General features: G+C 72.4%; 18 protein-coding genes. 12 read left to right on the plus strand and 6 right to left on the minus strand.

Annotated features, from left to right (window positions below):
* Positions 1–54: 54 nt before the first annotated feature.
* From ATC03_RS04815 to ATC03_RS04825, 3 genes are read left to right on the plus strand one after another with little or no spacing between them, the layout of a single operon-like run.
* Positions 55–741, plus strand: coding sequence for an NUDIX hydrolase (locus ATC03_RS04815; protein ID WP_067873796.1), 687 nt, complete (start codon positions 55–57; stop codon positions 739–741).
* A gap of 25 nt (positions 742–766) precedes the next feature.
* Positions 767–1,543: an SDR family oxidoreductase gene (locus ATC03_RS04820; protein ID WP_067873799.1), complete on the plus strand. Its 777-nt coding sequence runs from the start codon at positions 767–769 to the stop codon at positions 1,541–1,543.
* Positions 1,544–1,571: 28 nt separating this feature from the next.
* The gene (locus ATC03_RS04825; protein WP_067873802.1) at positions 1,572–2,174 is read left to right on the plus strand and encodes a DUF4232 domain-containing protein; all 603 of its coding nucleotides are present in this window, start codon (positions 1,572–1,574) and stop codon (positions 2,172–2,174) included.
* 98 nt (positions 2,175–2,272) lie between these two features.
* Here ATC03_RS04825 and ATC03_RS04830 read toward each other — a convergent pair whose 3' ends face one another.
* The 3 genes from ATC03_RS04830 to ATC03_RS04840 form a co-directional block, all read right to left on the minus strand.
* Positions 2,273–2,593, minus strand: coding sequence for a hypothetical protein (locus ATC03_RS04830; protein WP_067873805.1), 321 nt, complete (start codon positions 2,591–2,593; stop codon positions 2,273–2,275).
* Positions 2,594–2,602: 9 nt separating this feature from the next.
* Positions 2,603–3,052 (minus strand): GNAT family N-acetyltransferase, encoded by a 450-nt coding sequence (locus tag ATC03_RS04835; protein ID WP_084003688.1) that lies wholly within the window; start codon positions 3,050–3,052, stop codon positions 2,603–2,605.
* A gap of 128 nt (positions 3,053–3,180) precedes the next feature.
* Positions 3,181–3,789 carry a dihydrofolate reductase family protein gene (locus ATC03_RS04840; protein ID WP_067873812.1) on the minus strand — a complete coding sequence of 203 codons (609 nt, stop codon included), beginning with the start codon at positions 3,787–3,789 and terminating at the stop codon, positions 3,181–3,183.
* A 177-nt stretch (positions 3,790–3,966) separates the two neighbouring features.
* On the opposite strand from ATC03_RS04840, the gene ATC03_RS04845 reads away from it, so the two are divergent.
* Positions 3,967–4,842 (plus strand): intradiol ring-cleavage dioxygenase, encoded by an 876-nt coding sequence (locus ATC03_RS04845; RefSeq protein ID WP_067873815.1) that lies wholly within the window; start codon positions 3,967–3,969, stop codon positions 4,840–4,842.
* A gap of 46 nt (positions 4,843–4,888) precedes the next feature.
* Here the strand turns inward: ATC03_RS04845 and ATC03_RS04850 are convergent, their stop codons facing one another.
* On the minus strand, positions 4,889–5,356 hold the full coding sequence (locus ATC03_RS04850; protein WP_067873818.1) for a heme-degrading domain-containing protein: 468 nt from the start codon (positions 5,354–5,356) through the stop codon (positions 4,889–4,891).
* A 171-nt stretch (positions 5,357–5,527) separates the two neighbouring features.
* Here ATC03_RS04850 and ATC03_RS04855 point away from each other — a divergent pair, with 171 nt between their 5' ends.
* The 3 genes from ATC03_RS04855 (at position 5,528) to ATC03_RS04865 (ending at position 8,380) form a co-directional block, all read left to right on the plus strand.
* Positions 5,528–7,057 (plus strand): ATP-dependent DNA ligase, encoded by a 1,530-nt coding sequence (locus ATC03_RS04855; RefSeq protein ID WP_067873821.1) that lies wholly within the window; start codon positions 5,528–5,530, stop codon positions 7,055–7,057.
* Positions 7,058–7,115: 58 nt separating this feature from the next.
* The gene (locus ATC03_RS04860) at positions 7,116–7,727 is read left to right on the plus strand and encodes a histidine phosphatase family protein (RefSeq protein ID WP_067873824.1); all 612 of its coding nucleotides are present in this window, start codon (positions 7,116–7,118) and stop codon (positions 7,725–7,727) included.
* 98 nt (positions 7,728–7,825) lie between these two features.
* Complete coding sequence (locus ATC03_RS04865; protein ID WP_067873827.1) at positions 7,826–8,380, plus strand: hypothetical protein; 555 nt, start codon at positions 7,826–7,828, stop codon at positions 8,378–8,380.
* Between the two features lie 95 nt (positions 8,381–8,475).
* Here the strand turns inward: ATC03_RS04865 and ATC03_RS04870 are convergent, their stop codons facing one another.
* On the minus strand, positions 8,476–9,306 hold the full coding sequence (locus ATC03_RS04870) for an alpha/beta hydrolase (RefSeq protein ID WP_067873830.1): 831 nt from the start codon (positions 9,304–9,306) through the stop codon (positions 8,476–8,478).
* Between the two features lie 136 nt (positions 9,307–9,442).
* Between ATC03_RS04870 and ATC03_RS04875 the strand changes: the two genes are divergently transcribed.
* From ATC03_RS04875 to ATC03_RS20505, 3 genes are all read left to right on the plus strand, one after another.
* Positions 9,443–10,024 carry a TetR/AcrR family transcriptional regulator gene (locus tag ATC03_RS04875; protein WP_067873833.1) on the plus strand — a complete coding sequence of 194 codons (582 nt, stop codon included), beginning with the start codon at positions 9,443–9,445 and terminating at the stop codon, positions 10,022–10,024.
* Positions 10,025–10,130: 106 nt separating this feature from the next.
* Positions 10,131–11,072: a cytochrome b/b6 domain-containing protein gene (locus ATC03_RS04880; RefSeq protein WP_067873835.1), complete on the plus strand. Its 942-nt coding sequence runs from the start codon at positions 10,131–10,133 to the stop codon at positions 11,070–11,072.
* A gap of 62 nt (positions 11,073–11,134) precedes the next feature.
* Complete coding sequence (locus ATC03_RS20505; RefSeq protein ID WP_161490314.1) at positions 11,135–11,716, plus strand: class I SAM-dependent methyltransferase; 582 nt, start codon at positions 11,135–11,137, stop codon at positions 11,714–11,716.
* Here the strand turns inward: ATC03_RS20505 and ATC03_RS04890 are convergent.
* Positions 11,692–12,483 (minus strand): EI24 domain-containing protein, encoded by a 792-nt coding sequence (locus ATC03_RS04890; RefSeq protein ID WP_067873838.1) that lies wholly within the window; start codon positions 12,481–12,483, stop codon positions 11,692–11,694. The two genes, ATC03_RS20505 and ATC03_RS04890, sit on opposite strands and share 25 nt — an antisense overlap.
* A 90-nt stretch (positions 12,484–12,573) precedes the next feature.
* On the opposite strand from ATC03_RS04890, the gene ATC03_RS04895 reads away from it, so the two are divergent.
* Together ATC03_RS04895 and ATC03_RS04900 are read left to right on the plus strand one after the other, a co-directional pair.
* The gene (locus ATC03_RS04895) at positions 12,574–13,449 is read left to right on the plus strand and encodes an alpha/beta fold hydrolase (RefSeq protein WP_067873841.1); all 876 of its coding nucleotides are present in this window, start codon (positions 12,574–12,576) and stop codon (positions 13,447–13,449) included.
* Between the two features lie 25 nt (positions 13,450–13,474).
* On the plus strand, positions 13,475–13,828 hold the full coding sequence (locus tag ATC03_RS04900) for a DUF2834 domain-containing protein (RefSeq protein WP_067873844.1): 354 nt from the start codon (positions 13,475–13,477) through the stop codon (positions 13,826–13,828).
* The last annotated feature ends 68 nt before the right edge of the window (positions 13,829–13,896 follow it).

The following is a 13,896-nucleotide window of genomic DNA, read 5'->3' on the forward strand; positions in this document are numbered from 1 at the left end:
CCGGGCGGGTGGCAGGATGGCAGGCATGCTGTCCCACGACGAAGGGCACGGTTCGTGAGCGATCCCGCCGGCGCCCGAGCCGAACTCGTCGCCCTCTGCGAACGCGGCGTCACGTGGCACGCCGATTTCCCCCGGTGGGCCGCGGATGCCGCGAGCCGCCGCCCGGCCGCGGTGCTCGTGCTCTTCGGGGTGCTCGACGACCTGCCCGCCCGGGTCGACGCCCCGGCCGTCGCGCGCGAGCTCGACGTGCTGCTGCTGCGCCGGGCCGCGACGCTCGGCAGCCACCCCGGGCAGATCGCGTTCCCCGGTGGGCGGATCGAGGCATCCGACGACGGACCGATCGCGGGCGCGCTGCGCGAGGCCGCCGAGGAGACGGGGGTCGACCCCGCCGACGTCGAGCCGCTCGGCACCCTCGAGCCGCTCCCGGTGCCGGTGAGCAACCACCTGGTGACCCCGGTGCCCGCATGGTGGACCAGGCCCTCGCAGGTCGCCGCGGTCGACCACGACGAGTCCGTCGAGGTGTTCCGCGTGCCGGTGGCCGACCTGCTCGACCCGGCGAACCGCGGCAGCACGCGGATGACCTTCGAGGGCCGGGTCTACCAGGGGCCCGCGTTCACGGTCGGCGGGCGCGTGGTCTGGGGCTTCACGGCGCTCGTGCTCGACCGCATGTTCGACGAGCTCGGCTGGAGCGAGTCGTGGAACCCCGACCGACTCGTCGAACGCGACGACCTGAACCGCTGAACCGGATGCATCGAACGGAGCACGCATGAGGATCGCCGTCGCCGGCGGAACCGGAACCGTCGGACGCCATGTCGTCGACGCCGCACGCGAACGCGGGCACGAGGTCGTCGTGCTCACCCGGTCGAACGGCATGGACCTGATCGCGGGCACGGGCGTCGAGGCCGCGCTCGCCGGGGTCGACGCCGTGATCGACGCGTCCAACGCGAACGCGAGGTCGGCCGATGCGGCGACGGAGTTCTTCACGACCGCGACGCGCACGCTCCTCGCGGCCGAACAGGCGGCGGGCGTCGGGCACCACGTGACGCTCTCGATCGTCGGCATCGACCGCGCGCCCTACGGCTACTACGCGGGCAAGCTCGCCCAGGAACGGGCCGTCGAGGCGGGCGCCGTGCCGTTCACGATCATGCGGGCGTCGCAGTTCCACGAGTTCGCCGAGCAGATGCTCGGCATGCTCTCGTTCGCCGGCCTCCACCTGGCCCCGAGGCTCGCATCGCAGCCGGTGGCGGCCAGCGAGGTCGGGCAGCGGCTCGTGCACCTCGCCGAACATGGCCCCGGCGGGCGCAGCGCCGACTTCGCCGGACCGCGTCGCGAAGACGTGTCCGACATGGTCCGGAGGCTCGCGAGGGCGCGGGGCCTGCGCGGACCCGTGCTCGCCGTCTCGCTTCCCGGCAAGCAGTTCGCCGCGATGCGCCGCGGCGACACGTTGCCCGGCCCCGACGCGGTGCTCGCCTCGCAGACGTTCGAGGCGTGGCTCGGCCTGCAGGTCGCGATCCGGTCGCACCCGGCCCCGCCTCGGCCCTGATCGACCCGCCGGGCCGTACGGTGGCGCAATGCGCACCTCGATGATCGCCGCTGCAGGCGCCCTCGCACTCGGACTGCTGCTCACCGGATGTGCCGGCTCGACGCCCGCGCCGAGCACGAGCCCCACGCCGACGGGCTCGCCGTCGTCGTCAGCGACTCCGACGCCGACCTCGACCGCCTCGACCGACCCGAACGCCCCCGCCGGCCAGTGCGCCGACGACGCGCTCGAGGTCACCGTGCGCATGGCACCCGACGGCGGCAGCGCCGGGCACACGAACTCGCAGGTCGTCTTCACGAACACCGGGTCGAACTCGTGCGAGCTCCGAGGGGCGCCCGGCGTCTCCGTGCTCGATGCGAGCGGCGCGCAGCTCGGCGCCCCGGCCGACCAGTCCGAGCCCGATTCCCCGCCGACGATCACGATCGCCGCGGGCGGCACGGCGTTGGCGACGCTCTCCGCCGTGAACATCGGCACCGACGGCGGACCGCTCGCCGACTCGTGCACCGTCGCCGAGGGCACGGCCTACCGGGTCTACCCGCCGCACAGCTTCACCGCGTTCGACGTGACCGCCACGGTGCCGGCGTGCTCGAACGGCACCGTGTGGATGGACGTGATGGCGGTCGAGGCCGGCTGAGCCGCGCAGGCCCGCCGGTCGAGGAGCGAAGCGTCTCGAGACCAGCGTCCGACCAACGCCGACCGGCTGAACGCCCGGCCGGCCGGAGTTGCGCGCGACTACGGCGTGATCTCGTCGACGAAGGCGAGCGCGTCGGCCACGATCGTCGCCCAGTCGTCGGCCCCCGCCCCGTACGGCACCGTCGCCCACTCCCGCATGGGGCTGCCGCGCATGACCATGTTGTCCAGTCGCAGCTCCTCGATGCGCGCCTCCGGCAGCTTGACGACCAGCGTGCCGTCGGTCGAGACGAACGCGAAGAGCTTGCTGCGCACCGAGTACCCCTCGGAGCCGAACATGCGGCCGACCGCGACATCCGCCCGCGCTCTGGCATCGGCCGTCACCTCGTGGAGTCGTTCGAGGCCGCGCTCGCGATCGTGCATGGCTCGACGCTACGACGACAAGGACGGGTCGGCAACGATCATCGGGTTCGTGCGCAGCATCCAGCGCCCGGGATCTGCGAGCGGCTCGAATTCGGCCTTCGCGTAGAGGCCGTGCGCGTCGGCGGTCGCGAGCATCGTGCGACGGATGCCGAGCGGGTCGAGGTCGGCGATCACGCCCTCGACGAGGTCGACGCCGAGGCCGCCGCCGCGCGCCGCGGGGTCGACGTAGACGTCGCAGAGCCAGGCGAAGGTCGCCCCGTCGGTCACGACCCGGGCGTACGCGACCTGTTCGCCGGTGGCCTCGTCGTACACCCCGTAGTTGCGCGACCCGTCGATCGCGGCATCCTGCACCTCCCTGGCGCGGCCGAGCGCCCAGTAGGCGTCGGTCGAGAGCCAGCGGTGCACGCGTTCGCGGTCGAGGTCGGCGCGGTCGGTCGAGAGGCGGTATCCGGGCTGCATCACCCCATCATCGGGCACGCGCGCATTCCGCCGTGCGCCGGATGCCGGATGCCCCGCAGGAATCCCGTTCGCGCGGCGGAATCCCGCAGCATGGGGATTCCGCCGCGCGAACGGGATTCCTCCACGCGCTATTTCGACATGTCGAAGCCCGTGACCGCGGCACCGTCGGGCTCGTACACCAGCAGCATCGCGCCGGTCGGGAAGGCGCGGGGCGGCTGCGCCAGCCGGAACGCCTTCGGAACCCCGAAGTCGCCGCCGAAGAGCCGCTTGCCGGAGCCGAGGGCCACGGGGTAGAGGTACAGGTTCAGCCGGTCGACGAGGCCGGCCTCGAGCAGCGACCGGGCGAGGTCGCCGCTGCCGACCACGTGGATGTCCTCGAAGCGGTCCTTGATCGCCGCGACCTCCGAGACGTCGGCGAGGGCGGTGGTGCCCGCCCACTCCGGGTCGGCGAGGGTCCGCGAGACCACGAACTTCGGCATCGCGTTGAACTTGACGGCGATCGGCTCGTCGCCCCGATGCGGCCAGAACCCGGCGAAGATGTCGTAGGTGCGCCGGCCGAGGAGCAGAGCGTCCATGCGATCGATGCCCTCGCCGATCACCGCGCCGTTCTCGTCGTCGAGGTAGTGGCCCTGCCAGCCGCCGAACTCGAAGCCGTTCGATTCGTCTTCGTCGGGCCCGCCCGGGCCCTGGTAGACCCCGTCGAGCGTGATGAACAGGTCGACCGAGATGGTGCCCATGATGCTCCCTCGCGTTCCGGTTCGCCGACCCCGAACGGGCCCCGGCGCGACCATCATAGAAAAGCCATCGGCGATCCACAGGGGGTTGCAGGATGCCCCGGCCACACTGGCCGCAGCACGCACGCGCAGGCGGACCGCCGCCGACCCGCCGCGCCCGCCGCCCCGAAGGAGCACGACATGACGACCGACCCCCGCTGGATCGACGAGCACGGCGACCCGATCGACGAGGACCACCGCGGACTCGTCTACGACATCCGCACGCTCGTCGACCGCCGCCGCGCGCTCGGCATCTTCGGCGGCGTCGGCCTGACCGCGCTGCTCGCGGCGTGCTCGGCCGACCCCGAGCCGACGGCGACCGCCTCGCCGAGCGCGTCGGCCTCGGCATCCGTCACCCCGACGCCCAGCGCGACCGCCGCCGCCTCCGGGCCCCTCGCCGAGGTGCCCGACGAGACCGGCGGACCGTACCCCGGCGACGGCTCGAACGGGGTCAACGTGCTCGACGACTCGGGCATCGTGCGCAGCGACATCCGCTCGTCGTTCGGCTCGTCGACCACGGTCGCGCAGGGCGTGCCGCTCACGATCGCCCTCACCGTGCGGGATGCCGCGACGGGCAGTGCGCTCGTGGGCGCGGGCGTGTACCTCTGGCACTGCGACCGAGAGGGCGGCTACTCGCTCTACTCGAACGGGCTCGAGAACGAGAACTACCTGCGCGGCGTGCAGGCGACCGACGCGAACGGCACCGTGACCTTCACCTCGATCTACCCGGCCTGCTACACGGGGCGCTGGCCGCACATCCACTTCGAGGTGTACTCGGATGTCGCGACCGCCGTCGCGAGCGGCCCCATCGTGAAGACCTCGCAGATCGCGCTGCCGCAGGAGACCGACGCCGCCGTCTACGCGACCGCGGGCTACGAGCAGAGCGTGCGCAACCTCTCGCAGGTCAGCCTCTCGACCGACAACGTGTTCCGCGACGACGGCGGCATCCACCAGATCGCGAACATGTCGGGTTCGGCGTCGGCCGGGTACACGGCGGCGCTCACGATCGGGGTGTGACCGGTGCGGGCTTCGCGGGGCGGATGCCGGTGGCGGGCGCCCGGGGTCAGCGGGCGCGGAAGCGGCGCACGGCCTCGGTCGCGACCTCGTGGTCGATGACGTCGGGTTCGCCGGACACCGTGATCGTGCCGACGAGTTCGCCCTCGACCCGGATCGGCAGCGAGCCGCCATGCGCCCGATACACGTCGTGGTCGACGTCGTCGCGCTGGCCGAACGGCGTTCCCGCCTCCTCGTGACGGCGCCGCACGAGCAGCGACGGCTCGCCGAAGCGCTCGACGACGGCGGCCTTGCCGGCCAGCCACTCGTCGTTGTCGCGCCCGGTCTCGCGCAGCTTCGCCTGGAAGACGACGTCGCCCCGGAGCACGATGCGCACCGCGAGGTTGAGACGCCGCTTGCGGATCACCTCGATGGCCGAGACGCCGAGGTCGACCGCGTCGTCGTTGACGAAGGAGCCGACGTCGAGCTGCGGCTGGGCTTCGAGATCGGCGACGGTGAAGACGGGAAGGTCGGACATGTGACTCCTCACGGGCGGGTTCGCCAAGAGTAGTGGTGTGTGCCGCGGCCGGCGAGTCCCGCGTCCGCGGGGCGTGTCGCGGGCGGGCCAGGCCGACGATCGCGTCTCGGGCCGGCTCGGGCCGCTTCGTCCGCATCGCCCGGTGTCGGACGTCGGTGCAAGACTGACCCCGTGCTGCTCGCCGAGCTCGTCACCACCGCCCAGACCGTCACCGCCACGCGCTCGCGGTTGGCGAAGATCGCCGCGCTCGCCGACCTGCTCGGCCGGCTCGAGCCCGACGAGGTCGAGCCCGCCGTCGGCCTGCTCGTCGGCAAGCCGCGCCAGGGGCGCCTCGGCGTCGGGTGGCGCGGCGTCGCGTCGGCCACGGCGTCGGTCGAGCCGGCGGCCGAGGCGACGCTGACCGTCGCCGACCTCGACGAGGCGTTCGAACGGCTCGCCGCGGCATCCGGCACCGGGTCGAACCTCGACCGCACGCGCGAGCTGCACGACCTGCTCGCGGCGGCGACGGCCCACGAGCAGGAGTTCATCGCGCGGGCGCTGCTCGGCGAGATGCGCACCGGCGCGCTCGAGGGCGTGCTCGCCGACGCCGTCGCCAAGGCCGCCGACCGCCCGGCCGCGAGCGTGCGGCGGGCGGCCATGCTGCAGGGCGACCTCGGCGCCACGGCGCTGCTCGCGCTCACGGGCACCGCCGACGAGCTCGAAGCCGTCGGGCTCGTCGTCGGTCGACCGGTGCAGCCCATGCTCGCCGCGACGGCATCGAGCGCCGCCGCCGCGATCGAGACGACGGGCGAGGCCTCGGTCGAGTACAAGCTCGACGGCGCACGCATCCAGGTGCACCGCCGGGGCGACGACGTGCGCGTGTTCACCCGCAACCTCGCCGACGTGTCGCATCGGCTGCCCGAGGTCGTCGACGTCGTGCGTGCGCTGCCCGTGCACGACGTGATCCTCGACGGCGAGACGCTCGCGCTCGACGAAGACGGCGGGCCGCGCCCGTTCCAAGAGACGATGTCGCGCTTCGGTGCAGATGCCGCGCGCGAGACGCTGCTGCATCCGTGGTTCTTCGACGTGCTGCACGTCGACGGGCGCGACCTGCTCGATGAGCCGCTCTCGACCCGCCTCGCCGAACTGGCGCGCATCGCGCCAACCCACCGCATCCCCGGCGAGGTCACCGCCGACCCCGAGGTCGCCGAACGCGTGTCGCGCGACGCGCTCGCCGCCGGCCAGGAGGGCGTGGTCGTCAAGGCGATCGACGCGCCCTACGCGGCCGGGCGCCGCGGCGCGAGCTGGATCAAGGTGAAGCCCGTGCTCACCTACGACCTCGTCGTGCTCGCGTGCGAATGGGGTTCGGGCCGCCGCACGGGCCTGCTGTCGAACCTGCACCTCGGCGCGCTCGACCCCGAGGGCGAGTTCGGCGAACCCGGTGCGTTCGTCATGGTCGGCAAGACGTTCAAGGGCCTCACCGACGAACTGCTGCGCTGGCAGACCGCGCGGTTCCCCGAGATCGAGACCCGACGCACCGCGAACACCGTGTTCGTCGAGCCCGTCACGGTCGTCGAGATCGCGATCGACGGCGTGCAGCGCTCGAGCCGGTACCCGGGCGGCATCGCCCTGCGCTTCGCCCGGGTCAAGCGGTACCGCGACGACAAGCCGCCCGCCGAGGCCGACACGATCCAGACGCTGCGCGCGCTCCTGCGCGGGTAGCCGCCGACACGCGCCGGTGCGCAGGATCCGCTCAGCCGCCCGCTCATATGCTGGAACGATGCTCGCCCTCATCCGCCACGGTCAGACCGATTGGAACTTCGCCGGACGACTGCAGGGACGCACCGACATCCCGCTGAACGCCGTGGGCCGTGCGCAGGCGAGAGCCGCGGCATCCGCCTACGCCGGAGGGTACTGGGAGGCCGTCGTGAGCTCGCCGCTCGGGCGGGCGCGCGAGACCGCGGAGATCCTCGCCGACGCGCTCGACCTGCCGTTCACGGGCACCTACGACGAGCTGCTCGAGCAGGAGTACGGCGAGGCCGAGGGCATCACCGGGGCCGAGCTCGCGACGCGCTGGCCCGACCGCGTGATCCCGGGCAAGGAGGCCGACGCCGACGTCGCCGCCCGCGGCCGGCGCGCCATGCATCGCATCGCCGCCGAGCACGACGGCCAGCACGTGCTCGTGGTCGCGCACGGCGCCTTCCTCCGGCACACGCTGTCGTCCGTCTCCGGGCACGACGCTCGTCACTACCCGCGCTTCGACAACCTCTCGTCGTCGGTCGTGCAGTTCGCGAACGGCGCCTGGCACGTGCGCACGATCGGCGACGTGCCCTACCTCGAGGCCGCCGTCGCCATCGAGCGTCGCGCCGCCGAGGCCGAGCGCGCCGCGTAACCACGCCGCGTAACCGTTCCGCGTCGCGCGGGTTGCGGTTCGGAGTCGGTTCGCGCGCCGTCGGCGGCCGGACCGAGACGCAGACGTAGACTCCGAAAATGGAGGCACCGGGCAGCACGACCCTGGTCGTGGTCGGCGACGAGGCGTCGCAGGCCATCCGCTCGATCGAGCGCTTCGCCAACGTGCAGGCCGCGAGCCTGGCCGAGGCGAGCGACGACGAGGTGGCCCGCTGGTCGGCGTCGGCGTCGGCTCCCTACGTCGTCCACGATCACGATCCGCTCGGCCATGTCGCGGCAGCGTGGGTCGAGTTCTTCGACGACCAGTCGACGTTCGGCGTTCTCGAACTCGAGATCGAACGCGCGATGGATGCCGCGGGGCGGCGTGAGATCAGCGTGCCCGACTACTACGTGGTGCTGCACCCCGAGGGGCTGCCCGTGACGTGGAAGCACTGGTGGCTTGGCGTGCTCGCCGCGGAGTCGCCGACCCGGGTCATCCCGTGGCCGTCGGCCGACGCCTCCCTCGCCGCCCTGCTGCGGCGGCTGCCGACGGGGCGGGCGTGGCCCGAGGTGCAGGCCTGGCTGCCGCGCGTGCCGATGTCGGTGCCCGACCGGGTGGGTCTGCCTTCATCCGACCAGTCGGCCGAAAGCGCCTGAGCGCAGGAGCCGCCGGCGACGCGCCGATGCCCGCCCCGGCGTGGCCGGTGCGGGCATCGTGTGGTTCGGTGCGAGCGGTGCGACGTGGCATCCGCTCACACGGTCGCGGCGTTGGTGTCGTGCGCCTCGGCCCAGGCGAGGGCGTCTTCGGCGACCTCCTGCCAGCCGTCCTGGCTGACGATGCGGTGCGTGCGACCGGCGTACTCGCGGTACTCGACGAGCGACGGGCTGCCCGAGTCGCGGTACTTCTTGAGGATCGCCTTGCCGATGGCCGGCGGCACGACGTGGTCGATCTCGCCCGTGATGATGAGCAGGGGAGCGCGGTCGGTCTTGCCGTAGTCGACGTGCGTGACGCCGCCCTGCTCGTTGAACGCAGCGGCGACGCCCTCGAAGAACACGCGGTTGTAGGAGTTCACGGCGTACTGCTCCCACAGGGCGTCGGATGCCTCGCGGCTGAGGTCGTTGCCGAACGTGAAGTGGAAGTGGGCCTTCGAGATCGGCTTGGCGCCGTTCTTGCCGAACGGGTTGGAAAGGATCGGGAACCCGGTGCGGAGGGTCGACGGCGGCAGCGTCGTGATGCCCGCGGTCTGGCCGGGGGTGACGGCGACGTAGGCGGAGCCGAGGTCGCGGTCGGCGAGCATCTGGATCAGCACGCCGCCGAACGAGTGGCCCATGATGATCGGCTTCACGGGCAGTTCGCGGATGATGCGCTCGTAGTGGTCGGCGATCTCGAAGAGCCCGACGCCCTTGAGCGCTTCGGGGTTCGAGCGGATGTCGGCGACCTCACGGTCGTCGATGCCCGGCCATCCCGGGCGGATCACGCGGTGGCCACGGGCCTCGAAGTACTCGGCCCAGGTGTCCCAGCTCTTGGGGGTCATCCAGAGGCCGTGGACGAGGACGATCGGGGTCTTGTCGGTGGTGGTCATGATGCCTGCTCCTGTTGATTCGAACTGCCTGCGGTGTAAGTAGAACGAGTGGTCTACTTGCTGATGGATCTCAAGCTAGACCCGATTCACAGCCCGTGTCAAGCAAAAAGAGAAAGATCGTTCTATCATTTACAACATGGCAACACGAACGACCGCTACCGGCACCTCCGTCGCCCGCGAGAAGCTGCTCGCCACGGCCTCCGAGCTCTTCTACCGCGAGGGCATCCACGCCGTCGGCGTCGACCGCATCATCGGCGAGGCCGGCGTCACGCGCGCCACGTTCTACCGGCACTTCCCGAGCAAGGAGGACCTCGTCGAGGCCTACCTCGGCGTCGAGGATGCGACGATCCGCGGGGCGTTCGCCCGTGCCGGCGAGGCGACCGACGACCCAGGGCTGCTGCTCGAACTCGTGATCGAGGGCCTCGCCGACGACGTCGCCAGACTGCACACGCGCGGCTGCCCCTTCATCAACGCCGCCGCCGAGTACCCCGAGGCCGACAGCGGCGTGCGCGTCGCCGTGGGGGAGCACCGCGCCTGGTTCCGCGACACGCTCGAGGCGCTGCTCACCGGCTCCGGAGCGAGGCACCCCGATCTTGCGGCCGGGCAGCTCGTGCTGCTCCGCGACGCCGCCATGGTCGGCGGCTACCTCGACGGGTGGGAGCGCGTGCGTCCGGCGTTCGTCGGTGCGGCGCGGCAGGCGGCCGGGCTCTCGGCCTGAACCCGCTGCGGATCTGTGGCACCCTGTTTCGCGTCGACTTCGCACCGCTCAGGTCGCGGCGCTATCGTCGAGGCATCCCACCCCTTCGGAAGGACTCCACCGCGCGATGACCGAGACCACCACGAAGGCCTCCCGCGTCGCGGATTGGGTGCGCGAACGACGTCGCCTCGTCGGCTGGACCGCGCTGATCTCGGTGATCGCCGTGGTCGTCGTCGTGCTCGTCGCGCGCTGGTTGCGCGGCACGCCGGGCGGCGCCGACTTCATCGAGACGTATCCGGGCATCGTCGAGCCCCCGGCCGGCACGCCCGTCGGCATCCCGGCCTGGCTCGGCTGGCAGCACTTCCTCAACTCGTTCTTCCTGCTGCTCATCGTGCGCACGGGGTTCCAGCTGCGCTCGAAGCAGCGCCCGCCCGGGTTCTTCACGCGTGACAACACGCGCTGGCCGCGCACGAAGCGCGCACCGCGCCGCCTCGGCATCTTCCTCTGGTTCCACCTCTGGCTCGACGCGCTCTGGGTGCTGAACGGCGTCGTCTACGTCGTGCTGCTCTTCGCGACCGGCCAGTGGCTGCGCATCGTGCCCACCGACTGGGCGGTCGTGCCGAACGCGATCTCCGCGGCGCTGCAGTACGCGTCGCTCGACTGGCCGACCGAGAACTCCTGGGTCGTCTACAACTCGCTGCAGCAGCTCGCGTACTTCGCGATCGTGTTCATCGCGTCGCCGCTCGCGATCCTCACGGGCCTGCGGCTCTCGTCGGTCTGGCCGCCCGAGGGCGCGCTCGTGCGGGCGTTCCCCGAGAAGCTGGCCCGTCGCGTGCACTACCCGACCATGATCTTCTTCCTCGCGTTCGTGTTCGTGCACGTCGTGCTCGTGCTCACGACGGGTGCGGTACGCAAGCTCAACCAGATGTACACGGCACGCGACACCGACGACTGGCTCGGGTTCGCGGTGTTCGCGGCATCCGTCGTCGTGATGGCCGTGGCCTGGGTGCTCGCGAAGCCGCCGCTGCTGAAGCGCATCGCCGCCAAGGGCGGAACGGTCCGCGGCTGACGCGTGCGCCGTCGTCGGCATGCGCGGTGCCGACGTCGGAGCGGGCGGGTATCGTGCCGAACGTGGAGCCCATCAGCAACGACGACCTCGACGACCTCGAACGCGAGCTCATCGGTCGTGTGCGCGGTCGGGTGCTCGAGATCGGGGCCGGTGACGGCGAGAACTTCGGGGCGTTCCATCCGGAGGTCTCGTGGGCCGGTCTCGAGCCCGACGCCGGGCGCCGCGCCGAGCTGGCGATCCGCGCGCGCGAGTGGCGGCATGTGTCGGCCCCGCTCGACGCCACGGCCGAGCGCATCCCGCTGCCCGATGCCTCGGTCGACGCGGTCGTGGGCACCTACGTGCTCTGCTCGGTGACGGATGTCGCGGCCGCCGTCGCCGAGGTGCGGCGCGTGCTCGTGCCGGGCGGGCGGGTCGTGTTCGTCGATCACGTCGCCGCACCGCGCCGCACCGTCAAGCGGCTCGTGCAGAACGTCGCGACGCCGATCACGACCTGGCTCGACCACGGATGCCACTGGAACCGCGACCCGGAGCCGGTGCTCGGGTCCGCTGGGTTCACGGGCGTCGACGTGCGCCGACTGCGCGTGCGCTCGATGCCCTTCGGGCCGGTGCCCGTGCTGCTCTACGAGGGCGTCGCGCCCGACTGAACCGAATCCGTCATGGTCTTCGCCCGCACCGCCCGCTCGTCGAGCACGCCGCGCGCCAGCATCGTCGCGCCGGCGACCGCGGCGGGCATCGTGAAGATCGCACCGAGCGGCACCATGAAGCAGAGCTGGGTCGCCACGCCGAAGCCGAGCAGTCGCGCGCGGTGCGAGCGCAGCAGCGCCCGGCGCTCGCCCGACGAGATGCCGCGCGACTCGAACGCGCGCCCCGTGAGCTCCCACGCGAGCAGCCGGCCCGAGAGCACGACGCCGAGCACGGGTGCCAGCACGCCGCCGATGAGCGGGACGAGCCCGCTCAGGCCCACGCCGATCGACACGAGCACGCCCAGTGCGATGAACGCGACCGCATCGCCCGCCGAACGCCAGAAGCCGATGCCGGCGCCGTTCTCGGGCGGCTCGCCGCCGAGGTCGTGCTCGACGGCGAGCCAGATGCGTTCGTAGAACGGGTCGCCGACGAGGAGCGTGAGTCCGGTGAACGTCACGGCGGCGAGCACGATCGCGCCGCCGAGCATGAGCGCGCCGATGGCCGTTCGCGTGAGCGACGCCCACGGTTCGACCCACCCTGCGGCGAACGGCGTCGCCCACACCGTGATGCTCGGCAGGCTCACGCCGAGCGCGACGAGTCCGATGAGCACGACCACCCAGACGATCGCGGCCGGCACGAGTCCGAGCAGCATCGCACCCGGCTGACGTCGCCAGAAGCCGAAGCCGCGCAGCAGCGTGCGCACGCCGAGCAGGAACCGTTGGATCATGATCGATCAGCCTAGGCTGGGGCCGACTTCGAGGTGCGGCCTTGACACCGTCCCTCCTCGCCCTTCGACCCACGCCCCGAGGAGATCCACGTGCTGACGTCGCTCGATGTCCGGCTTGCCGACGGTCGGCTGCTCCGCGCCTACGACACGGGTCCGGTCGACCCGGCGGGCTCGACCGGGCCTGCGAGTCCCGATGGGCGAGCGGATGCCGCGGGCGGCCCGGTGCTCATGTGGCACCACGGCTCGCCCCAGACCGGGGCCCCGCTGGCGCCGGTCGTTGCCGCGGCGGCGGCGCGCGGCATCCGCGTGATCTCGTATGCCCGGCCGTCGTACGGAGGCTCGTCGCCGCTGCCCGACCGCGACGTCGGCTCGGCGGCCGACGACGCCGTGGCGGTGGCCGACGCGTTCGGCGTCGACACGTTCCACGCCATGGGGGCGTCGGGCGGCGGACCCCATGCGCTCGCCGGCGCGGCGCGGCATCCGGACCGCGTGACCGCGGTCGTCACCCTCGCGGGCCTCGCACCGTTCACCGAACGCTTCGACTGGTTCGCGGGCATGCGCGCGCCGGGCGGGCTGCGCGCCGCGCGCGAGGGCCGCGCCGCCCGTGCGCGCTACGCCGAGACCGACGAGTTCGACCCCGAGCAGTTCCTGCCGGTCGACTTCGCGGCGCTCGACGGCGCCTGGTCGGATCTCGGGGCGGATGTCGGGCGTGCCGCCCGGTGGGGCGACGACGGCCTCATCGACGACGACGTGGCCTTCGCGAAGCCGTGGGGGTTCGAGCTCGGCGAGATCGCCGTGCCGGTGCTCGTCGTGCAGGGCGAGGGCGATCGCGTCGTGCCGCGCACGCACGCCTCGTGGAACCTCGCGCACCTGCCGGAGGCGACGCTCTGGATGCGCCTCGACGACGGGCACGTCTCGGTGCTGGGCGTCGTGCCCGACGCGCTCGACTGGCTGCTCGCGCGCTGACCGGCACGGCACCAGACTGGGTGGCATGAGACGCGCCTGGACTCCGCTCGCGATCACCTACCTCGTCATCAGCGTGGCCGGCCTGGTCGGCGCGATGGCGTTCAACGTGCTCGCCGCCGTGCAGATGGTCGACTTCCTCGCCGCCTGGTTCGCGAACGGGCCGGCGGTCTCGTCGCTCACGGTCGACCTGTTGGGCGTCGCGGTGGCCGGCAGCATCCTCATCGTCGTCGAGGCGCGCCGGCTCGGCATGCGGTTCAGCTGGCTCTACGTCGTGGGCTCGCTCGTGACGGCGTTCACCTTCACCTTCCCGCTGTTCCTCGCCATGCGGGAGCGGCACCTCGCGACGGTCGCCGGCGAAGGGGCGACGGTTGAAGGCTGAGGCGGGGCGGGGCGTTTTCGCGGCCGGGTCTCGAGACGGCGCTGGCGCGCCTCCTCGACCGGCGGTCG

The sequence above is a fragment of the Agromyces aureus genome, assembly GCF_001660485.1.
GTDB lineage: Bacteria > Actinomycetota > Actinomycetes > Actinomycetales > Microbacteriaceae > Agromyces > Agromyces aureus.